At 41.3% G+C, this 21,476-nt stretch carries 18 protein-coding genes; 5 read left to right on the forward strand and 13 right to left on the reverse strand.

Features of this window, described 5'->3' with window-relative positions; all coding sequences use genetic code 11:
- Nucleotide 1: 1 nt before the first annotated feature.
- Complete coding sequence (locus OCI93_RS03010) at nt 2-229, reverse strand: sulfurtransferase TusA family protein (protein WP_261593319.1); 228 nt, start codon at nt 227-229, stop codon at nt 2-4.
- A 404-nt stretch (nt 230-633) separates the two neighbouring features.
- On the opposite strand from OCI93_RS03010, the gene OCI93_RS03015 reads away from it, so the two are divergent.
- Together OCI93_RS03015 and OCI93_RS03020 are read left to right on the forward strand one after the other, a co-directional pair.
- Nucleotides 634-2,058 (forward strand): PepSY domain-containing protein, encoded by a 1,425-nt coding sequence (locus OCI93_RS03015; RefSeq protein ID WP_261593321.1) that lies wholly within the window; start codon nt 634-636, stop codon nt 2,056-2,058.
- 25 nt (nt 2,059-2,083) lie between these two features.
- Complete coding sequence (locus OCI93_RS03020; RefSeq protein ID WP_261625751.1) at nt 2,084-4,204, forward strand: TonB-dependent receptor; 2,121 nt, start codon at nt 2,084-2,086, stop codon at nt 4,202-4,204.
- A gap of 115 nt (nt 4,205-4,319) precedes the next feature.
- Here OCI93_RS03020 and OCI93_RS03025 read toward each other — a convergent pair whose 3' ends face one another.
- Entirely contained in the window at nt 4,320-4,724 is a 405-nt protein-coding gene (locus OCI93_RS03025) for a DUF4267 domain-containing protein (RefSeq protein ID WP_261593325.1), read from the reverse strand.
- 512 nt (nt 4,725-5,236) lie between these two features.
- Between OCI93_RS03025 and OCI93_RS03030 the strand changes: the two genes are divergently transcribed.
- Nucleotides 5,237-5,476: an RNA recognition motif domain-containing protein gene (locus OCI93_RS03030; RefSeq protein WP_261593326.1), complete on the forward strand. Its 240-nt coding sequence runs from the start codon at nt 5,237-5,239 to the stop codon at nt 5,474-5,476.
- Between the two features lie 384 nt (nt 5,477-5,860).
- Here OCI93_RS03030 and OCI93_RS03035 read toward each other — a convergent pair whose 3' ends face one another.
- The 11 genes from OCI93_RS03035 to OCI93_RS03085 all read right to left on the reverse strand — a co-directional run bounded on the left by OCI93_RS03035 (nt 5,861) and on the right by OCI93_RS03085 (nt 17,652).
- Entirely contained in the window at nt 5,861-6,127 is a 267-nt protein-coding gene (locus tag OCI93_RS03035; protein ID WP_261625752.1) for a hypothetical protein, read from the reverse strand.
- 200 nt (nt 6,128-6,327) lie between these two features.
- On the reverse strand, nt 6,328-8,307 hold the full coding sequence (locus tag OCI93_RS03040; protein WP_261625753.1) for a TonB-dependent receptor plug domain-containing protein: 1,980 nt from the start codon (nt 8,305-8,307) through the stop codon (nt 6,328-6,330).
- Between the two features lie 248 nt (nt 8,308-8,555).
- Nucleotides 8,556-9,407, reverse strand: coding sequence for a Tim44 domain-containing protein (locus tag OCI93_RS03045; protein WP_261593331.1), 852 nt, complete (start codon nt 9,405-9,407; stop codon nt 8,556-8,558).
- 129 nt (nt 9,408-9,536) lie between these two features.
- Nucleotides 9,537-10,253, reverse strand: coding sequence for a DUF3379 domain-containing protein (locus OCI93_RS03050; RefSeq protein ID WP_261593332.1), 717 nt, complete (start codon nt 10,251-10,253; stop codon nt 9,537-9,539).
- A complete protein-coding gene (locus tag OCI93_RS03055; protein WP_261625754.1) occupies nt 10,253-10,768 on the reverse strand; it encodes a sigma-70 family RNA polymerase sigma factor in 516 nt (171 codons plus the stop codon). Before OCI93_RS03055 ends, OCI93_RS03050 begins: the two co-directional genes overlap by 1 nt.
- 63 nt (nt 10,769-10,831) lie before the next feature.
- On the reverse strand, nt 10,832-12,469 hold the full coding sequence (locus OCI93_RS03060; protein ID WP_261625755.1) for a BatD family protein: 1,638 nt from the start codon (nt 12,467-12,469) through the stop codon (nt 10,832-10,834).
- Nucleotides 12,463-14,304 (reverse strand): VWA domain-containing protein, encoded by a 1,842-nt coding sequence (locus OCI93_RS03065; protein WP_261625756.1) that lies wholly within the window; start codon nt 14,302-14,304, stop codon nt 12,463-12,465. Before OCI93_RS03065 ends, OCI93_RS03060 begins: the two co-directional genes overlap by 7 nt.
- Nucleotide 14,305: 1 nt before the next feature.
- Nucleotides 14,306-15,295 (reverse strand): vWA domain-containing protein, encoded by a 990-nt coding sequence (locus OCI93_RS03070; protein WP_261593336.1) that lies wholly within the window; start codon nt 15,293-15,295, stop codon nt 14,306-14,308.
- Nucleotides 15,288-15,722, reverse strand: a complete 435-nt coding sequence (locus OCI93_RS03075; RefSeq protein ID WP_261625757.1) for a DUF4381 domain-containing protein — start codon at nt 15,720-15,722, stop codon at nt 15,288-15,290. Before OCI93_RS03075 ends, OCI93_RS03070 begins: the two co-directional genes overlap by 8 nt.
- Nucleotides 15,723-15,733: 11 nt before the next feature.
- Nucleotides 15,734-16,693 carry a DUF58 domain-containing protein gene (locus tag OCI93_RS03080; protein ID WP_261593421.1) on the reverse strand — a complete coding sequence of 320 codons (960 nt, stop codon included), beginning with the start codon at nt 16,691-16,693 and terminating at the stop codon, nt 15,734-15,736.
- Between the two features lie 2 nt (nt 16,694-16,695).
- Nucleotides 16,696-17,652 carry an AAA family ATPase gene (locus OCI93_RS03085; RefSeq protein WP_261625758.1) on the reverse strand — a complete coding sequence of 319 codons (957 nt, stop codon included), beginning with the start codon at nt 17,650-17,652 and terminating at the stop codon, nt 16,696-16,698.
- A 281-nt stretch (nt 17,653-17,933) separates the two neighbouring features.
- On the opposite strand from OCI93_RS03085, the gene fadI reads away from it, so the two are divergent.
- Both fadI and fadJ read left to right on the forward strand, forming a co-directional pair.
- Complete coding sequence (fadI, locus tag OCI93_RS03090; protein WP_261593339.1) at nt 17,934-19,244, forward strand: acetyl-CoA C-acyltransferase FadI; 1,311 nt, start codon at nt 17,934-17,936, stop codon at nt 19,242-19,244.
- On the forward strand, nt 19,244-21,412 hold the full coding sequence (gene fadJ, locus OCI93_RS03095) for a fatty acid oxidation complex subunit alpha FadJ (RefSeq protein ID WP_261593340.1): 2,169 nt from the start codon (nt 19,244-19,246) through the stop codon (nt 21,410-21,412). Before fadI ends, fadJ begins: the two co-directional genes overlap by 1 nt.
- Nucleotides 21,413-21,476: the final 64 nt, after the last annotated feature.

The raw sequence follows: 21,476 nt of genomic DNA on the forward strand, positions 1-21,476 counted from the left end.
CTTATAATTTTTTTATGATATAAATGTCGTGATCTGTATTTTTTGATTCTTCGATAACTTGACAGCTTCCACGTTGGCAAAAGCGTGCTAAGTCGCTTTTTGTATTTGGATCTGTGATCATTAGTTTAAGTAAATCTCCTGAAGCCATATTCTTCAGTGCTTTTTTTGTTCTTAATAGCGGGACTGGGCAGGTAAAGCCTTTTAAATCCAACTCCTGTGCTATATTCATCGTTCATTCCTTTTTTAGAATAATAATTTACTCGTGCACTAAACTGTATTACACGACGTGCAGTTCCGGTTGTCAGCGAGGTTGCTGAGCAACTTTCATGCGCATGAAAATAAAACATCGCTATCATCTTAGCACTAAAAAATTAACCAATGTGTTTCTTTTTTGTTTCCTTGTTTTTACATTTTACTTTTCCTCTAATTTTAATGAATATAGATTTACAAAGAGCAGAATTGAACTAAATCATTAAATTCAATGTATTACCTTTTTTAGGGTTATTATTTTTACTATTTATTTATCAATAAGTAACGATATGTGTAGCGTAAAAGGGTGCGACAATTTGTCACATCTTTAAAAGTACGTGAGCTTCTATAATACGAAGAAAATAATAACAACGCTGTCAAAATATGCTTAAACTTTTGCTATCCTGGCATAAAAAACTTGCCTTATTTGCTGTCATTCCTTTTATGGTGTGGGCATTAAGTGGTTTACTCCACCCTATGATGTTGCACTTTACCAAAACTGAGCGACTCAGTGACCGTGTATCACCTATTGATTACTCAAAACTTGAAAATTATCAGCCAATTAAAGCCGTTTTGCAGCGAGAGAACATAGCACGCTTGAGTCATGCCAGCCTTGTTGAGTACCAAAATACCTATTATTACCAAGTGGCTTACTTGGAACAAGGACAGCGGAAAATTGCTTATTTTCCTCTTAGTAAGAGTAAGGTAGCGGCATCGCTTTCAGACCCTCAATATGCAGAATACTTGGCTCATAAATGGGCGTTACAGGGTACTATCAGTGTTGAAAAGCTTACTGAATTTGATACAGCGTATGGGGCAATCAATCGTATTTTACCTGTTTATCGTGTATTGCTAGATAATGGTAATCGCCTATATATAGACACTCTAGGGCAGAGAATTTCAGCGCATAATACGCAATTACGTGAACAGCTCTCTTATTGGTTTAGAACACTCCACACCTTTAGCTTTATAGGTGATAAGCATAGTTATATTCGCATTATTCCTATGTTGATTGTGACCGTAACACTATTTTTTATGGGTCTACTGGGCTTAATTGCTTACAGCGTATTATGGAAAAAGCTCAGCAACAAGCAGGGGAAAGTGGCTAAATTGCACCGAGTATCCGGTTTGGTTTTAAGCTTATGTATGTTGGGTTTTGCATCGAGTAGTTCACATATTTTAATCGATAAGTTTTATCCTCAAAAATTTCTTACATTAATACCAGCAAACTCGATTCAAACTGCTCAGATAAATCATGACCCGATATCAGTACTAGCGCAAGCGCAAGGCGATAATTTTGTGCTGGTGAGTGTAGGGCAAGGTGTTTATAGTCAAGTTGTGACAAGTGAAAACCGCACTCAGAATTATCAATACTGGCAGCAAAATCAAGCGGCTATAAGCAATACTATACTTGCAAAAAGTATCTTGCAAAACCAGTTAAATGTGAGAGGTGAGCTGATTCATAGTCAAAAAGTTGATAAATTTGGGCCAACTTATGGTTTTATCAATAAACGATTACCCGTTATGCAGCTTCGTTATCAATCACAGCCAGATGTATTGTATAGTATAGAACTTAGCTCAGGCTATATTGCTGCTATCGAGAATAGCTGGCAAAAAGCACGGAGTTTGCATTTTGGATACTTACACAAGTATCATTTCTTAAATCCACTTTCTAAAGAAGTAAGAGATATTATTATCACCCTAATTATCCTGGGCTTGGTATTTAGCGCAGTCATGGGGCTTTGTTTATATTTAGCGCGCCGAAAAAGGCAGCAGCAAGCTTTACAACGTCGTTTATCAACTATCTAATTACAATAAAACTAAAAGGAATATCATGAATCCTCGCTTTTCATACTCTTTGCTCGCCCTTACTCTGGTGCAAATTTACCCATATCAAGCAAATGCAGAGACCTTAGCAGGCGATAATGTAGAGCGGATCACGGTTACTTCCACACGTACAGCTAAAGCAAATACTGATTTACCACTAAGTATTGGCAGTGTCTCATCGCAAACGTTAGCCAATGATAACGCGCAGCACATATCAGATTCACTACAAACGATTTCAGGTGTGTTATTGAACCAGTTATCTGGTGGGCAAGGGCATAATGCAGCTATACGCATGCCGATTAATTTTGGCGGCTATACTTTGTATTTACAAGACAATATCCCATTACAATCTGCTGCGTTCTATAATCACAACGCGTTATGGTGGGCAAGTAGTAATGCCAGTTTGTCGCGTTTAGAAGTATTAAAAGGAGCTGGTACTAGCTTATATGGATCCGGTGCCGTGGCAGCCACGGTGAATGTTATTTCAGCACCTATAGCAACTAATAGCAATACGCTTTCTTTAACATTTGCAGAGCAGGGGTATAAGCGTTTTGCAGGCAGCTTTACACAGCTGAATGAGACTAATGATGGTTTTCGTGTATCAGGGGCATACCTTAGTAATGACGGATGGCGTACGCATAGCGCTGTAAATAAAGCGGAAATTAATTTACTTCATGAAAAACAGCTTGATGACAAGCAGCATTTTAAAACATCTTTAGTTGTTTCTTCTTTAGAACAACAAATGCTGAATACGTTGACTGAAGCGCAATTTATTCAAGACCCAACGCAGGCCGGTTTACCTGAGGAAGTGTTGCAGATAGACCCTAAGCGTAAAACAGATTACTTTCGTTTAAGTACAGAATATCGTTTTGATAGTAATGATTTCTACGCATCGGTGATACCCTATGCACGTTATCGAACGAACGATTATATTGCCACATGGCAACCTAACATGCCTAAAGTGGAGTCAACCGTCACGTCATTTGGGGTGCTTGCACTTAGCAACTTTATTCACAGTAGTGGTGGAGAAACCACATTAGGTGTTGATGTTGAGCACTCATCAGGTGAGGGGTATTCTTTTCAGCCGACTGAACGCACAACCAGTGGCTGGGGTGCTGCGACTTACCCAAAAGACCATGTGTTTTATAAAAACGATACTACCTTTATCGGCGTTTCTCCTTATGTTCAGCATTTAGGCTATTTTTCACCGAATTTAAGCTATTCACTGGGTGTTCGCTTTGATCATAATAAGTACACGTTTGACAATGCTTTGCCAGTTTATAGTGATGATGGTTTTGGTAATCGGTCGATTGCATCTCGCTCTGATACATTTAAGCATTTAAGTCCTAAACTGAGCTTAAATTATTTGCTAAATGCACAATCGAGTATTTATAGTCGCTATGCTCAAGCTATTCGCATTCCAACTGCTTCACAATTGTATGACCTAAAAACCGAACAAAGCAGCGCCCAATTAGGCAGCATTAATGAGGAAACTTCTGATACTTACGAGGTGGGATACAAAGCCAATTTTGATAAATTATCTATCGAACTTGCTTATTACTTAATGGATGTAAACGACGCTATAGTTACCGCTTATGATGACTTGGGTGCTTCGTATCGTGTGAATGCATCAAGCGTTGAGCACACTGGTGCTGAGTTAGGACTCACCTATAATTTTAATAAGGCGTTTTCATTTGCATTAGCATACAGTCAATCTAAACATGAGTTTAAACATTATATTCAAGATAAAGGAAGGGTTGACCGAAAAACTCAGCAAATGCTAGAGCAAGACTTATCAGGTAAAAGCCTGCAAATGGCACCTGATTATGTTGCCAATATAAGGTTTAATTATACCAGCCAAACAATAGCAGGGTTGTTTGTTACAGCAGAGGTACAAAGTATTGGTGACTATTACTTAAATGTTGAAAATACACAGCAATATTCGGGCTATACCGTAATTAATTTTAAAGCCAATTATGCGTTAACAAATAAGCTGAAGCTGCACGCTCGAGTAAGCAACTTCAACGATAGAAAGTATGCCTTACAAAATGAAATTCGCTATGGTAGAACGCGTATTCAACCGGGCGCGCCGAGAACACTGTATGTTGGTCTAAAGTACCAATTTTAGCGATGTAAATAGCACGCAAAGTTAGAAAGGTAGAGGCTCGTATATAGCTGTACCTATCTTTGTGTGTTTTCAGTTCATATAAGGTGGTAAGACTTACATTCTTGAGCTAAATTCCTTAAACGTTTTTTAGGCCAGCCAGCTTTTTTAAAACAGCAAAGGTAACTAACAAATACAACACAGTAGCTATGTGCTTTAAAACCACTTTATTTGGTGCTTGAGCTTCATAGGCAAGCCAACCATCGGTAAGTGGCATAACGATGCCAAATAAGGCGCACCACATTAAAACAACATAGTGTTTTGAATACAGAAGGTAGCCAATAATTAAAGAGATAAAAATTGTCCGTGAGCCATATATTGCTATCCAATCAGCATCAGCGATGGCAAATAACCCTGTTCCCCTTACAGTTGCAAATAAAATAGGGTCATAGTATGCAAATACACCATAAAAGGCCTGTAGTAGAATCATTAGTGAAACTAAAATTGCTGCTACTTTTTCTAATTTAGCTGTTTTATTTATCATATTTTATTTACTTAATCCTCGGGAGTGTTTAGCGCTTAATTGCTTAAAATATCAAACTGTATAATTAACAAAGTAAATGCCGCAAGCAGATATATCTAACAGCTATTGAGACAAGCAACCAATGGTAAAGTGTAAGTTTTGTTGTCTATGATGGACTTTATTGTTAAAAGTCAGCGGTATATCAGAAATTAAAAATCTTTTCGGAACTTTTCCAGTAAATTGATAACAAACTTAGCTAAGCTTTGCGACGTTGAGCATAAACCTGCCGCAGCAAACTCTGGGTAAACATAATAAGTTTCTGTTTCAGCGTGCGAATACCTCTTAGCTACACTTTTAACTCCTATTAATTCAGCTCCATAAAGCGCGCATAGGAACTGACTAAAGCTAAATAATTTAAGTGTGCACAATTTATTCATGCGACTTGTTTTGTTGACGTGTAACGCGCAATTTATCTTGGTTTATTGGGCCATAACTGAGACACTTACACTGTAACTAACATTAGGTAAAATAATATGAAACTTTTAGTCCGCAATCTAGCGCGTACAACGACTGAACACGAAATTCGTGTTTTATTTTCGGCTCACGGTAGCGTAACAGAATGCAATCTAGTTTTAGATCAAGAGACTGGTTTATCAAAGGGTTTTGCGTTTGTTGAAATGTCTAATGATAACGAAGCCAAAGCGGCTATCGAAAAGCTAGACCGCTCTAGCGTTGATAAAAGTAACATTAGGGTCAAGCGCGCACAAAATTAATAGAGTGATAAGCCAGTAGTTGCGACTGCTGGCATAATTTTTTGTATTTCAAGTTATCATTTTATATACACTTCAATTATAAGTGTGCTCTTTTGGACAAGCTCTTGGCATTAAGACGCTTTTTACAACCGTTTCTTCCATCAAGCTAAAACATCTTTAAAGGCTTTTACTCATCCTAGTCACCCTGTAGTTTGCAGCGCATAATGATATTCCGTTACTAGTGAAATGTTTAATACTCATTTTATTAAAATATTGACCACTCTAGCGAATTAAATGATTGATTAACGGCGTTAAAAATTACTCATGTAGAATAACTACATACCGAGGTTTTTGCCTTGTTATTAAGCCATTTATTGAATGTAATTAGTATAACTTAGTCGAGCACTATAATTTATCTAGCTGATATCGCACTAAACCTGTTTCATTGACAATGAATAACCAAGTGTTGTCACTGTCAGAGAAACGATACTGGTTCATAAGGTTTGTTTGCTCTACATGAGCTAAAAACTTGTTTAAATGTGTTTTCTCAAGAGTAAAGTTTCCCGCTGATGTATTATTGTCTAAATCATTAACAGCTACTATGTTTGTAGTTGATTTGGGTAAAACATCTGGAAGCCAACCTCTCTCAAACAGTCCGTTTTTTTGCAGCACTATACGTTGAATATGTACTCGTCACATGATCAGCGCACCCCATAAAATACATAGATGCGATTAGTAAAATTAAATTTTTCATGCACTTTCTAAGCCCTTGAGCAAGTCGCTAATAAAGTTGGCTAGAATAAACGTCGCAGGAGTAAAAGCCAACTGTATTTATACATGTTTTTGATTGCTACTCTTATAATCGGTTGCTTTTAAAACTGATATTCAAAACTGATTGAAGCGGTGCGGCCTCTATTGGCAATACCCTGATCATACATAATAGACTGTGTGCGATATTGTTGGTTAAACATATTTTCTAAAGACATAGAGAGCTTTAATTGCGAAGATACTTGCAATGAAGCATTGGCTGAAGTAACAATGTAGCTTTGTTGATTCTTTACGGCTTTATTTTGGCCGCGATAAAAGCTATTAAAATTAATATGCCAATTGTCATAGTGATAATCAAAAATAACTGCTCCGGTATTCCTTGCAACATCTATGTCAGAGCTGTCAGAAAACCAATTCCATAGTATTTTCATAGACAGTTGTTGAGTGAGTTTAACTTGTAACTCAGTCTCGAACCCTTTGGATTGTTGACCATCAATATTGGTGAACGAAGGTGAAAAGAAAGGATTGTCTGGGTGTTCTACTGGTGCACCTAATAGAATAAGTTGCTTAAACTTATTTCTAAATGCGGTTATCTCGAAATGCCAATTGTCTGCAGTTTTTAACCAAGCGACTTCAACTGTCTCTACCTCTTCAGCATTAAGGTTAATATTACCAAAATCAACATAGTTATTTCGATCATATAATTCTAAAAAATTAGGTGCTCTAAATGCCGTTCCATACATCAATTTAACACTGCTTTTTTCTTTTGCTTTCCACACAGCTGCCAAGCGTGGGCTTGTTGCGCTTCCAAAATCGTTATAGTTATCGTAACGCAAACCGGCTGTAAGCTCCCACTGCTCATTAATTGATAGTTGATCTTGAATATATAAGCTAGCGATATTTCGGGATTTTTTGTCGTTAAAGCTTTGCTCCCCTGTCAAGCGAACAGATTGTTCGTATGGTTCTAATGTAAATAAATCATGAGTCGTGGCAGTATATACGTCATTGATTTTAGCTTGTTCGTAAGAAATACCCGTAGACAGTAGGTGGCTATTGGTTATCTGGTAACGAAAATTAGTTGCAAACTTGGTGTTTTGAGAACTTAAAAATGGACCACCAATAAAATTTGATGTGAGCGAAAAGCCCGGATTAATTTCTACACCTTTTGGAATAAGTAGCGCTATCGTTTCCCACTTATTCTGACTGTGAGAAAGCTGCGCATCATAAGTCAGGTTTTTAAACAAAGTACCATGGTACTCAGCGGCTACTGACCACTGTTGGGTTTGCTCTTGATTGATATCATTTCCAATCGAACCCAATGGGATAAAGTCGTTTAATTGTCTATTCATATAACGGCCAGTAAAAAGCCATGCATCCAAAGTTTGTTTTAAATAGACATCCATACCTTTAATGGGGTCGCGCACATTATCCGTTATCCCATAAATGTCAGTGAGCGGGTAGTTATGTCCTTTATCTTTAAATAAGGATAGGTATACATCTGTTGTTTGGTTATCTAAAAACGGATGAGAATAAGTTAAATTGGCAGAGATTTTTGCTGGGTGACTTATTGATATGCTTACTTCATTACGCATAGATGTCGTTATGATGTTAACAACCCCTAAAAATGCATTGCTACCATATAAAGCTGAACCCGGTCCGCGAATAATTTCGATATGATCAACATTACCAAGATCCAATAATCGATTGATAATAGAAATTCCACCGGTATATAAGTCATTCACTTTATTGCCATCGATCTGCACTAATACTGACTCAGACAATGCTGTACTTCGTCCTCGTGCTGAAATTCTATTGGCAGTGCCTTGTTCGATATCTCGCGTGCTTTGAAAGCCAGGTACAAAGTTTAGTAATGTTTGTAAATTTGATATCCCCATCTGTTTAATTGTCTGACGAGTTATAACGTAAACAGTTGAAGGTGATGAATAGATGCTTTGTTTATTTTTAGTCGCAATCTCAATGGTGACCAGCTCTTCTAGGCTCAGTGAAAATATGTCATCGCTTTCACCACACCACACTAAAAAAGGGCAGAAGAACAAAATGGAAAATGGCAAGCTTTTGAGCATTGAACACCTCTAATGTTGACTCTTAAAATAGAGCCCTCTTACTTTATAGGTGTTTATTAGGTAACTCTCAAGCGCAGTAGATCATAAATAAGCGTAACTAGCGCATTGAAACACGCAGGCAAGTCGTGAGAATCCCAGCTCTGGATAAGTGAAAGTGACAGTATATTTTTGATATAGAAATTATTATCACAAAAAAGCCGCTAACACTTAGTATCAGCGGCGGGTATTAGTGAATGAAAGTGAGGCTTTTAGTCGTTGGCTAAATCTTCAATCCCCACAATTAGCCAAGGTGCGTTGCCCTCAGTTTGACGCTCTAAGTGCCAAATTTCGTTTATTGGTTCTTCTTGCTTATCACCTAAATCGCGATATTTACCTTTAAACTGAATACTGACTTCCCACACCTGTGCTTTTGTATCAGCACGAACAAGCTCAGCATCCACAAACATCACTTCGGTAGCCACTTCACCTTTTGTTGCTCGCTCTAGTTTGAATTCTTCAACTAACTCTGGGCTTAGGTACTCAGCCATGGTGGCAAAGTCTTTATTGTTCCAAGCTTCTTGAAGTGTGTGATAGTGCTGACGTGCGCCTTGTAAAAAGCCATTTGTATCAAAGTCTTTTGGTAAGTTAAAGGGCACCGATTCTGGTTGGGCAAAGCCGCTTGTTGCTGAGGATTGTGATTGAAATTGCTGTGGCTGGTTAAACTGAGTTGGACTTGCATGTGGACTTGCGGCCATTTGTGGGTGCTGACGCTTGAGCAGCATACTTTTAACCAGCTTAAAGATTAAAAATGCAGCACCTGCAAGCAGCAACATCTCTAAAAGTTGAAACCCTTCAAAGTCACCGCCCAGCATAGCGGCAATTAAACCGCCAGCGAGTAATCCACCGAAAATACCAGCCATCATGCCTTTTTTACTCGACTTAGGTTTGGCCGCTTTTTCGCCGTTAAGGGTCTTGGTATCGGTTTGCGCTTTTTGTTGAGTGGTGCTGGTTTGATGGGTTTTACCAGACTTTTTACTACCAAACTTTTTTCTTGCTTCAACATCAAAGCTACTAACAAACAACAACGAGATCAGTGAAAAAAATACAATAAAATTTTTCATAACTATCCTATAGAACTAAAACTTGGGTAATTGTAATCAAATCATTGAATGAGTTAAATAAAAATAGGCTCGAACAGAGTTTAAGAAGGACGAGCGGCACTGCACTAACGTACCGCTTTTTTTACATGCCTACAGCCAGCGAAGTGCACTGGCAACGTTTTTTTGATATTGCTCAACGGGAGAGCCTAAATCTGCAACTAACACAGTGGCTGCATTGCTATCTTGTTCAATAATGCCATTGTAACGATCATCTTTAAATTTACCGTCACTTCCTAGGCTATTTTTACCAGACAGTGGCACAATAAATACAGTCATCGGGCCATGTTCAGATTGAAATACCAAGTGCAAACTTTTTTGCCCTTTAAAATTACAAAAAGTGGCATAGGTGATATCACCAGGCAAAGCGTCAAGCTTCGCGCCAAATAATGAAAGTTTATCATTTACCGTTTGCAGAGTAATTTTAGCATTACTGGCAAATGCAGCTTGCTCGTGATGAACATGTGCCAGCGCGTGCTCACCAGCGAGTAAGGGCGCTTGTGTAGCGCTCATAAAATATAAGCTTAGCGCAAATGTCGCACTTGCCGCTGTAGCAAATGGCGTTTTATAACGTTTAAACCAGCCTTTTTTAACAACCACATTCTGTGCGTCATCGGCTTGTTGGTTGGCTAAAATACGCTCGGCTAAGCCGTCGGGTACTTTTACGTCGAGTGCCTTTTCTAGCTGTGTGTCAAACGCTTGTAGCTCGTTTAACAAGGCTTGTTGCTCTGCATTATTTGCAGCCTCTATCGCAACTTCCTTATCGTTGGGGTCTGCAAAAAGGCGGCGACGAAATTCAAGATCATTCATCAGTTTTGTGCCCCTTTTAATGGTTCTTGGTGTTCGGTTAACGCATCTTTTAGTTGATTGCGAGCCCGATATAATCGGGTCATTACGGTGTTCTTGTTTAATTCTAAAATGTCTGCAATTTCCTCCCCCGAGCAGCCCATCACAACTTGTAAAAGCAGAGGCTCGCGGTATTCAACTGAGAGTTTGCTAATTTGCCTTTGTATGACTGTTTGCTCCATCGATTCATCTAAACTTGCTGTGGTGTTGTCAATGAGTGTATCGTTTTCTACATCGGCATAATCAAACTGTTTTCTCTCAAATCGTCGTGCATTCTCTCGGCGTACAATTGTTAGTAACCAAGGTTTGGCAGCTTTGTCATCTTGTAATGAATCAAGCGAACGCCAAGCCCGTAAAAATGTTTCTTGGACTAGATCTTCAGCAATGCTTGGGTCTTGGCATAGCCAGTAGGCAAAGCGGTAAAGCTCACCATGATAAACCTGCACCAAAGCTTCGTAGCGTTTTTGTTTTGTGGTCATGCTAGTAAGACCTTATGGTTGGTGATTTTATTACACCACGATATAAAATAATTTTTATCTAGCTCAGTATAGCTGAGCTAGATGTGTGTTATTGCCTGTGGCTTGGTTTTTTATAGCCTGAGTCAAAATTTGATATATCTTAGATAAATCAGCAGATTGATTGCTATTACTATAGAGCGATGCCTGTAGTTTAGCAATCTCACTACTAAGTTCAGGTTCGTTAAATTGAGCAACCCATGCATCAAGCCCTAAAGTGGGAGACTCCTGACTTGCAAGCGCGCGTAATGCTTGGTAAAAGCTCTGTGCATCTTGTTGCCCCAGTGCTACTTTTAACTTAGCTAACACGTTGTTTGTAGTGGGCAGAGGGGCCACTTGAGTATTTGACTTCGCAGTTTTTGGCTTGCGTATTAGCCAAATAGCTAAGGTGAGCAACCAAAGCACATATCCTGAACCCATTAATAACCAATCTAAACCGGTTTTAGGTTGTGCTATTGGTGGTGTTAGCATATTGGCTAGTGGCTGCTCTACATTTTGCTGCGGTGTTACTTGCGCTTGAATGGGTAGCGATGTCAATGGTTGATTAGGGTCAGCAACGACGGTAATGGTGCGCTCTGCTAAGGTGGCGTAGTTCACCTTATTAATTACTGTGTTAAACCACGGAATTTTCACCTCAGGTAAGGTGTAGGTGCCAGGTGTTTGCGGCACTAATGCATGAGATGACACCAGTTGTGAAATTACTCGCCCATCTCTTGTGAGTTGGTTTCTATCGCTTTCATCTGGGTAACTGCGAATGCCTATTATTTGCTCAAGCGTTATATCAGGTAATTGTTCTTGGGTTACACCCAGCGCGGTTAACGTGATGGTGCGTGTAATTGGGGTGCCTACAGTGACTTGCTCATCAGCTGGTTGCCACTCTTCGCTAAGGTTAACAAGTTCACTGGGCAGCCAAGTACCTTGGTAATCGTTAGGTATAGGCTTAACTTCAAGATTAATATCATCTGCGATGGCTGATACAGCCATACGGCGGTAGTTTTCACGTACTTGGCCGTTAAATACAGGTGGAGCGATGGTAAACGAGCCACTTTTTTGCGGTTGTAGTAAATATTCACGAGTGATGACCATATAACGACGACCATCTACAACCTCGTAATCTTCTTTTTGTTTACCCATTTGGGTTACTTGCGCATCGTTTATTTCTGGTGCGGTGAGTTGCCCGTCTAATAGGTCTTTGCCTATATATAGCTTCACAGTGTATAAACCTGCTTGCTGAACATACAGGGTACTTGGACTAAGCTGTGCTTTAACAAAAATATCTTTTTGATCTTGTGCATCTTCGCTGCGTGGGACCACTGTGAGTTCAATTGGCGTTGAGCGTTTGCCAGCAACGTTAAATGCAGGAATAGTAAAAGTACCGGCTTTGCGTGCCAGCACTTGCATTTGCCAAGTCGTTTCGCTGCTCATACTGCCATTTATGATGCTGGTACGAGAACCAACATTGATTGGGCCTGTGACAAATTGCTGGGTAAGTGCACTGGTATCAGGTTGCTCGCCTGACACTTTGCCATCGGCAGTAATGGTTAAAGTAAAGTACTCTCCGACCAATACAGGGTTTTTATTAACACTGGCAGTTAAGTTATCAAAAGCCATAACTGGGTTTATTAGTAATAAAAGGAATACGGAAACAAACAAACGTATTACCATGATTTTTCAACTCCTTGTGGACGGCGTTGTTGTGCGCGTTGTTGTGCTTTTAATTGCATTTTATTGCGTAACAAAATAGCGGGATCATCGGGTACTTTTCTAAGTAATTGGTTAAGTTGCTGTGCTTTTTCTTTCTCTTGTGGAGTTAGAGGCTTAGCTGATACGGAAGCCGCTTGCGCTTGCTCATCAGTTTGTTGTGCCTGCTGTTGAGCTTGTTGCATTGCCTCTTTTACAGCTTGTGCATCTTTATCTTGTGATGATTGTTTTGCATCTGTTTGCTTACTTTGTTCGCCTTGCTGCTCATTTTGCATCTCAGGCTGGTTATTTTGGTCACCTTGTTGCTGTTGGTCACCTTGTTGCTGTTGGTCACCTTGCTGCTGTTGGTCTCCTTGTTGCTGTTGGTCACCTTGCTGCTGTTGGTCGCCTTGCTGCTGTTGGTCGCCTTGCTGCTGTTGGTCACCTTGTTGCTTTTGCTCATCTTGTTGTTGCCTAAGCTGTTCAATGAGTGCTTTGTTTTGTGCAGCTTGGTCCATATCAGGGCTCATAGCTAATGCTTTATCGTAAGCGGCTATCGCTTCTTCTAGGTTGCCTTGTTGCGCTAAGGCATTACCATAGTTGTATTGGCCAACTGCTGAGGTGGTATTTTTTAAAACTTCAGCTGCTTGCTCATAATCACCTTGCTTATAAAGCGCAGCTCCTTTGAGTGTTGCATTATTGGCTTGGGCAGCTTGCGAAAAGTCTTCGCTTTGGTATGCACCCAGCGCGTTTTGGTTGGTATTTTTAAACCAGCTTTGCCAATCTGCAGCTATGGCTTGATCTGTCGGTTGCATAACAAAAATAACAGCCACTAAGGTTAGGCCTGCACGACGCATTAATACCAATGCCAACGGCAGTAAAATCAGTAAGCCATATTGGCCTGCGTCTATGCGCCAAAGGGCCTCACTTTGTTTCGACTCGTTAAGTTCAAGCGCATTCTGAGTGTTTAAATTGGGCGTGAAAGCGGCGATATCTTTGCCACTTGGGCTGTAGCGAACAAGCTGACCACGGTGTCTTTTTACTAGGCCATCTAAGCGAGCAAAATTAATTTTGGGTACTACGATTTGCCCAGAGCGGTCTTTCAAAAATCCGCCTTCAGGTAGCGCGATAGGCGCGCCTTGCTCAGTACCAACGCCATAAATACTCAAAGTGTAATTTTTGCCTTTGAGTTCAGCATTAATATCATCAACATCAGCTTGGTCTAGCCCATCGGTTATTAAAATAATATCGCCTTGTGTGTATCCTGCTTGTTTGAGTAATGTCACTGACTCGCTAATACCTGCAAGCACATTTGAGCCTTTACTTGGCATGATCTCAGGGCTCAAGCTTGGCAGTAGGTTTGCTAAGGTGGCAGCATCACTGGTCAATGGCGATACGGTAAAAGCATCGCCAGCATAGGCCACAAGAGCGGTTTCACCTTCTTTAAATAACTCAATCATATCTAGCGCTTTAAAGCGCCCTTGGGTTAAGCGATTTGGTGTAATGTCGGTTGAGTACATTGAATACGACATGTCCATTAACAGCACGCGGGCTTGCTTTGTTTGATAAACAGGCACTTGCTGCTTTTCAAAACTTGGTCCTGCTATACAAAGAATACCCAATAATAAAAATAAACTGATGAGTAGTGGGCTGTGCTGTTTACGTTGTGATTTACCTTCACTGAGCATCACACTGGCTAAATGGGGGGCAATTAACTCACTACGTGTATGCTTTGCACGCTTTAAAAACTGTGCCGATGAAATCACCAACCAAGGCACAAGTAGCCACAATAATTCGGGGCGAATAAACATAAATTCCATGCTAATTCTCCTGTTTTAAGCCACGTAGGACTTTTAATAAAATTGTGAGTGTTATTAGTGCTAGCACGCACAATAGCGGCCAATAAAATAACGCCAGCTGTGGGCGAAATGTTTGCGCATCATCAGAAATGGGTTCTAATGCATCAAGTTCTTGATAAATTTGCTGCAAACCTGCCACGTCTTTGGCTCGAAAGTACAATCCACCAGTTTGCTCTGCGATGTGTTTTAGTGTTGTTTCATCAATGCTACTCCCACCGCCTACGCCACCCATTCCAAACAGGCTAAAGCCGCTTCGGCCATCCGACCCAACTCCGACGGTATATACTTTAATACCCTCATCCTTAGCAAGTAGCAGGGCATCTTCAGGGTCAAGATTACCGGCTGTATTTTGCCCATCAGTGAGTAAAATTAAAATACGGTTACTTTGTTGTTTTTGGCTAAAACGTTTGACTGATAACCCCAGTGCATCACCGATGGCAGTGGCTCGACCGACTAAGCCAATCTGTGCTTCGCTGAGCATTTGGCTTACCGTATTTAAGTCACGTGTTAGCGGAGTTTGCAAAAAGGCTGTATCGCCAAATAAAATAAGTCCTAAGCGGTCGCCTTGACGCTGTTCAATAAATTCACTCAATACGGCTTTTACTACTGATAGTCTGTCAATCAAGCGGCCTTGATATTCCATATCTTGTTCAGTCATTGAACCTGAAAGGTCAACAGCTAACATTATGTCGCGACCCTCATTCGGTAAGGCAACTGGGTCGTCTAACCATTTTGGGTTGGCAGCAGCGATGACTAACAGTAGCCAAATTAATCCTTCTAGCCAGTGAACTGTTCGATTTTGTTGCACCGCTTTTGGGGCAAGTGCAGCAAGGCTGGCAAAACTAGGCATACGCAAACGTGCCGACGCGCTGTGTTGCACGGGTTTTATTTTGGCAATGAGCCAAGGCAGCGGCAGCAGCAAAAAGGCCCAAGGCCAACTAAACTCAAACATTGATGGCCTCTTTTAATTTAAAGTGCTTAATTGCGACATGTAGCTTATGAGCTAGCTCATTGTTGGGCTTGGGGCTGTATAAACTATCTAGTTCTTGCGCATTAAATGTTTGCCCACATAGCTGGGTTAAGCGGCTAGCCCATAGCTGGTTAGAGCTAGCGACTGCACGCGTGCCATAATAATGTTTGGTCAGTCGTTTTAGTAAAATATGTAACTGCTGGGCATCATTTTGATGGGCGATACTATGTTTGATGGCTTCTCGCTTTGCACGTTTAAAACGCCACGCTTTGAAGCGCCAAACAAACAGGGTTATCACAATAATCAAAGACAGTAATATTACGCCCCACATGGCGATTGATAAAGGCCACCATGATACCTCACTTGGTGGCATAACGTCTTGTAATGCATCTAATGGCGAAGCTTGCATAACTACTACTCTTACCTCGTAAGCTGTGTTTCTAAGGGAATTGCCGCACTAAATGATTGCATTGTCATACCTGCGCGTTTTAATCGTGCTAAACGCTTTGAAAAAGCAGTCGCAGCCTGCTGAGCAAATTTGGCCCGAAACTGTTTATCCATTAACGGTAAAGTCCAAGCACTATCGCCCGCCTCAACAGTTATGGCTTCTCGATAGGCAGGTAACGCATGCTCGAATGGGTCACTCACTTGGCAGCCAATAATTTCGCAATGACGCGCAAGGCGCTCTAATTGCTTAAAACTGGCGTCACTTAAGTGCGTGAAGTCAGAGATCACATAAACTAAGCTGCCGGGCTTGGCTAAATGCGTTAAGCGTTTTAGGTTATCAGCAAAACGGTTTTCTACTAGTTGTTCATCTAGGCTTTGATCTTTATTGAGCAAGGCTTGCTGATGAATATCGCATAGCTGATGACACAGAGCTAATACACCTTTGTCGCGCGCTGTGGGTTTTAGTTCATGATGACCGTGTTCGTTAAACACAATACCACCGAGTCTATCACCACGCTGACAAGCAGACCATGCAACTAATGCACTTAAGTGGGCTGCTTGCACTGACTTTAGCAATAACTTACTGCCAAACAGCATGCTATTTGATAAATCAGTAAAAACAAATACTGGGCGTTCTTTTTCTTCTTGATAGAGCTTGGTATGTGCTTCGCCAGTACGTGCGGTAACGCGCCAATCGATGGCGCGTATATCATCACCATATTGATATTGCCGTACCTCGGCAAATTCCATACCTCGGCCTTTATGCGGCGCTAAATATTGCCCTGCTTGCGCGCTTTTAACACGCGAGCGAGGTTTTAGCGACAGCAAGCTGGCTTTGGGCTTGTAATAAAGTAACTCTTTTAAGCCCAATTGTGCGCCATTGCTATGGCACTGCTCTAACCATGCTTGGGTTGATAACTGGGTCGATTGCATCATTATGGCACTGGTACTAATTCTACAATACGACTGACTACATCATCTTTGCTGATGCCATCGGCTTGTGCCTCGTAGCTCAGAATAATACGATGACGCAACACATCATGAATAACGGCTTGTATGTCTTCAGGGGTGACGAACTCACGTTCGTGCAGCCATGCGTGGGCACGCGCACATTTATCAAGTGCAATTGTGGCCCTTGGGCTTGCGCCAAACTCAATCCATGATGCAAGTGTATCATCAAGCTTGGTTGCCTCGCGGGTCGCAATAATTAATTGCACGAGGTATTGCTCAAGTGGTTCAGCAAGATGCAGTGAGAGCACACTCTTACGTGCAGCAAATAAAGTGTTTTGGCTAATCGGTTTAAAGCTCACCACTTCTTGTTCAAGGGCTTCACCTCGGGTTAAGCGTAAAATAGCCAGTTCGTTTTCTGCTTGCGGGTAGTCGATATTAAGGTGTAGCAAAAAGCGGTCAAGTTGCGCTTCAGGTAATGGGTAAGTCCCTTCTTGCTCGAGTGGGTTTTGTGTTGCCATAACCATAAATAAATCAGACAGGGGATAAGTGTTTTTACCGACCGTAATTTGTCGCTCTGCCATGGCTTCTAATAATGCAGACTGCACTTTAGCCGGGGCGCGGTTTATTTCGTCTGCTAAAATCAGATTATGAAACAAAGGGCCTTTTTCAAACACAAATTCACTGGTTTGCTGACGATAAATGTCAGTACCCGTTACATCTGCAGGGAGCAGGTCAGGCGTGAATTGTACCCGTTGAAAGCTGCCTTCGATGCCTTTGGCCAGTGCATTGACTGCACGAGTTTTGGCAAGACCCGGTGGGCCTTCTACTAGCAAGTGGCCATCAGCTAATATAGCAATAAGTAAAGCCTGAGTGAGAGCCGGTTGACCAATAATTTGTGTATCTAGATAGCGTTTTAATTGTGAAAATTCATTTACTGCCATTGCTTTGTCCTTGTTGTGACAAAATTTTGCTCTAAGTTATATGGATTCTTTGTCTGATCTCAAGTCTAGATTGACATTTTAGCGTCATATTAGACATTAGTTTTTTGAATAGTTCCCCAGTTTTTTCAATAACTTTTGCTACTGTATAAAAAAAAGACTAGGGTAAGTATGGTTTGCTTCTTTTGTAACCAATTTTGATTTAACTATTGGCATTATGGAAGCGGTTGTTTAGAATCAGGTAAAATTTAACAGGTCAGACCTGTCAGCGGGAGAGCATATTAATGTCTGAGCAAAACATTCTAAAAACAACAAAAGGCGACCGTATCGCGATTGTAAGCGGCTTACGAACTCCTTTCGCAAAGCAAGCGACGGCGTTTCATCATGTACCAGCACTGGATTTAGGTAAGCTGGTTGTGAATGAAATGCTTGAGCGTTTGAATTTCGATAAAAAAGAAATAGACCAACTCGTTTTTGGTCAAGTGGTACAAATGCCTGAGGCACCAAATATTGCGCGTGAAATTGTATTAGGAACCGGTATGCCAGCATCTGTGGATGCTTATTCGGTATCACGGGCTTGTGCAACGAGTTTTCAAGCCATCGCTAACGTTGCTGAGTCTATCATCGCAGGCTCGGCAACGGTCGGTATTGCTGGTGGCGCTGATTCTTCATCAGTATTGCCAATTGGTGTGAGTAAAAAGCTCGCAGGTAGCTTGGTTGATTTAACCAAAGCTCGCACACTGGGCCAGCGGTTAAAAATATTCTCCAAATTACGCCTTAAAGATTTAATGCCAGTACCACCAGCTGTAGCTGAGTACTCAACAGGGTTATCAATGGGTCAAACCGCCGAGCAAATGGCAAAAACTCATGGCATTAGTCGAGCAGATCAAGATGCCATGGCGCATCGTTCGCACTCTTTAGCTGCTAAAGCGTGGGCTGATGGCTTATTAAATGAAGAAGTGATGACGGCGCATGTGCCTCCTTATAAATCATTTATTGAGCAAGACAACAACATACGTACCAATTCTTCACTAGAAGGGTATGCGAAGTTGAAGCCCGTGTTTGATAGGGCACATGGCTCAGTCACAGCTGCTAATGCTACGCCGTTAACGGATGGTGCCGCTGCAGTGCTAATGATGAGCGAAAGTAAAGCTAAAGCATTAGGATATGACATTTTAGGTTATGTACGCAGCTTTGCATTTTCAGCCATTGATGTGCATGAAGATATGCTTATGGGGCCAGCGCATTCTACGCCAATCGCATTAGATAGAGCGGGTATTACTTTACAAGATTTAGATTTAATTGAAATGCATGAAGCATTTGCAGCACAAGCACTGGCCAATATGAAGATGTTTGGCTCAGATAAGTTTGCTCAAGAAAAACTAGGCCGATCGAAAGCAGTCGGCGAAATTGATATGGATAAATTTAACGTTAATGGCGGCTCATTAGCATATGGACACCCATTTGCAGCAACAGGCGCGCGTTTAATTACGCAAAGCTTGCATGAGTTAAAACGCCGTGGCGGCGGCTTAGCGCTAACAACTGCCTGTGCGGCGGGCGGTTTAGGTGCGGCCTTTGTATTGGAGAGCGCGTAATGTCAGTATTTAGTTATGAATTGAACGAAAGAAGAGTGGCTATTGTAACTATCGATGTGCCGGGTGAAAAAATGAATACCCTGCGTGATAGTTTTTCTGATGATTTGTTGGCAGTACTCAAACAAGGCCATGACGACAATATTACAGGTATGGTGTTTATCAGCGGCAAAAGCGATAACTTTATCGCAGGTGCTGATATTAAAATGTTAGATGATGCAAAAACGCGTGAAGACGCATTAGCGATATCTGAGCTATGCCATCAGGCATTCTTTACATTGAAAAAGCAGCCTTATCCAACGGTGGCTGCTATTCATGGTGCGGCGTTAGGTGGCGGTTTAGAATTTGCACTTGCGTGTGATTATCGTGTTTGTACAGATAGCGATATTACTAAACTTGGCCTACCAGAAGTTCAGCTTGGTTTATTACCCGGCGGTGGCGGTACGCAACGCTTACCAAAGCTGGTGGGCATTCAAAAAGCATTAGAATGGATGCTTACTGGCAAACAGATACGAGCAAAGCAAGCTAAAAAAACAGGGCTTGTAAATGATTGTGTGCCACACAGTATTCTAGAGCGCGTAGCTGCAGAGATGGCAACCAAAGGCAAGGCGAAAGTCAGCAAGCCACGTTTGGATAGAATCAGTCAGTTACTAGAATCAAACCCGTTTGGTCGCAATATTATTTTTAAAAAAGCACAAGATAATGTGCTTAAGAAAACGGGTGGTCACTATCCAGCGCCACTTAACATTATTAAAGCGGTGCGCGCGTCAGTAGAGCTAGATGAGCTTAAAGCTTATAAAACGGAAGCCGAAGGCTTTGCTGATTTGGTGATGACAGACGTATCAAAAGCACTACGTGGTATTTTCTTTGCCACCACGCAAATGAAAAAAGAGTACAAAAATGATGATGTTGCAGCCATTGAACGCACCGCAGTACTGGGCGGTGGATTAATGGGCGCGGGTATTGCGCATGTGAGTGCCGTAAAAGCGGGTGCGTTAGTGCGTATTAAAGATGTTGCGCATCAAGGCGTTAATAATGCCATGAACTACAGCTACAAGATTTTATCAAAGCGTGAAAAGCGTCGTATCATGAGTAAAGCACAGCTGCAACAAGCCATGAATCGTATTACAGGCTGTACAGACTATTCAGCTTTTAAGCATGTTGATATGGTCATTGAAGCGGTATTTGAAGATTTAAAACTCAAGCAAAGCATGGTGGCCGATATTGAGCAAAATTGTCAACAAAACACTATTTTTGCAAGTAATACCTCTTCGTTACCGATTGCACAAATTGCTGAGCAAGCAAAACGTCCTGAAAATGTCATTGGCTTGCATTATTTCTCACCAGTAGAAAAAATGCCGTTGGTAGAGATCATTCCACATGATGGCACGTCAGAGCAAACTATTGCACGTACGGTAAACTTTGCGCGTAAGCAAGGTAAAACACCAATAGTGGTAAAAGACAAAGCCGGTTTTTATGTTAACCGTATTTTAGCGCCTTACGTCAACGAAGCTGCAAACCTATTATTAGCCGGTGAACCAATTGAAAAAATTGACCAAGCGCTGGTTGAATTTGGCTTCCCAGTAGGCCCATTGGCTTTGTTGGATGAAGTAGGGATTGATATTGGCTCTAAAATTGCGCCAATTCTAGAAAAAGAGCTGGGCGAGCGTTTTAAAGCGCCGAATGCGTTTGACCGCTTAATTGATGCAAAGCGCCTAGGTCGTAAAACTGGCCGTGGTTTTTACTCTTACGAGAAAAAGGGTAAAAAAGTGGACGAGTCAGTGTATGAGCTGTTGGGTATCACCACCAGTCCGCGCTTGAATAAGCAAGAAATTGCCAGTCGTTGTGTAGCACAAATGCTTAACGAAGCGGCACGTTGTTTAGATGAAGGCATTATTGCCAATGCTCGCGATGGTGATATTGGCGCAATATTCGGCATTGGCTTCCCACCGTTCTTAGGCGGGCCATTCAGTTATATGGATAAGCGTGGTATGAGTAAAGTATGTTCTGAGTTATCAACGTATGCGACGGATAATCCCGTATTTACGCCAGCCGAGAGTTTAATGAATATGGCGGAAAAAGGCGCTAAATTCTATGACACGCCTAAGGCTGAGCTAAGCGAAGTAGCGAAGGAAGAAGCGCCAAAAGCTGAGCAAACTGAGACACCATAAAGCAAAAAGTGTGTTTAGAATTGCATTGTAATGAGCGCACCGTTTGGTGCGTTTTTTTATCTAG

It is taken from the genome of Pseudoalteromonas holothuriae (assembly GCF_945859825.1).
In the GTDB taxonomy this organism is placed as follows: Bacteria; Pseudomonadota; Gammaproteobacteria; order Enterobacterales; family Alteromonadaceae; genus Pseudoalteromonas; species Pseudoalteromonas holothuriae.

Excerpts from the sequence above, each read along its gene's own strand:
- OCI93_RS03010 (WP_261593319.1), bottom strand. The coding sequence starts at position 229 with ATGAATATAGCACAGGAGTTGGATTTAAAAGGCTTTACCTGCCCAGTC.
- OCI93_RS03015 (WP_261593321.1), top strand. The coding sequence starts at position 634 with ATGCTTAAACTTTTGCTATCCTGGCATAAAAAACTTGCCTTATTTGCT.
- OCI93_RS03020 (WP_261625751.1), top strand. The coding sequence starts at position 2,084 with ATGAATCCTCGCTTTTCATACTCTTTGCTCGCCCTTACTCTGGTGCAA.
- OCI93_RS03025 (WP_261593325.1), bottom strand. The coding sequence starts at position 4,724 with ATGATAAATAAAACAGCTAAATTAGAAAAAGTAGCAGCAATTTTAGTT.
- OCI93_RS03030 (WP_261593326.1), top strand. The coding sequence starts at position 5,237 with ATGAAACTTTTAGTCCGCAATCTAGCGCGTACAACGACTGAACACGAA.
- OCI93_RS03040 (WP_261625753.1), bottom strand. The coding sequence starts at position 8,307 with ATGCTCAAAAGCTTGCCATTTTCCATTTTGTTCTTCTGCCCTTTTTTA.
- OCI93_RS03045 (WP_261593331.1), bottom strand. The coding sequence starts at position 9,407 with ATGAAAAATTTTATTGTATTTTTTTCACTGATCTCGTTGTTGTTTGTT.
- OCI93_RS03050 (WP_261593332.1), bottom strand. The coding sequence starts at position 10,253 with ATGAATGATCTTGAATTTCGTCGCCGCCTTTTTGCAGACCCCAACGAT.
- OCI93_RS03055 (WP_261625754.1), bottom strand. The coding sequence starts at position 10,768 with ATGACCACAAAACAAAAACGCTACGAAGCTTTGGTGCAGGTTTATCAT.
- OCI93_RS03060 (WP_261625755.1), bottom strand. The coding sequence starts at position 12,469 with ATGGTAATACGTTTGTTTGTTTCCGTATTCCTTTTATTACTAATAAAC.
- OCI93_RS03065 (WP_261625756.1), bottom strand. The coding sequence starts at position 14,304 with ATGGAATTTATGTTTATTCGCCCCGAATTATTGTGGCTACTTGTGCCT.
- OCI93_RS03070 (WP_261593336.1), bottom strand. The coding sequence starts at position 15,295 with ATGTTTGAGTTTAGTTGGCCTTGGGCCTTTTTGCTGCTGCCGCTGCCT.
- OCI93_RS03075 (WP_261625757.1), bottom strand. The coding sequence starts at position 15,722 with ATGCAAGCTTCGCCATTAGATGCATTACAAGACGTTATGCCACCAAGT.
- OCI93_RS03080 (WP_261593421.1), bottom strand. The coding sequence starts at position 16,693 with ATGCAATCGACCCAGTTATCAACCCAAGCATGGTTAGAGCAGTGCCAT.
- OCI93_RS03085 (WP_261625758.1), bottom strand. The coding sequence starts at position 17,652 with ATGGCAGTAAATGAATTTTCACAATTAAAACGCTATCTAGATACACAA.
- fadI (WP_261593339.1), top strand. The coding sequence starts at position 17,934 with ATGTCTGAGCAAAACATTCTAAAAACAACAAAAGGCGACCGTATCGCG.
- fadJ (WP_261593340.1), top strand. The coding sequence starts at position 19,244 with ATGTCAGTATTTAGTTATGAATTGAACGAAAGAAGAGTGGCTATTGTA.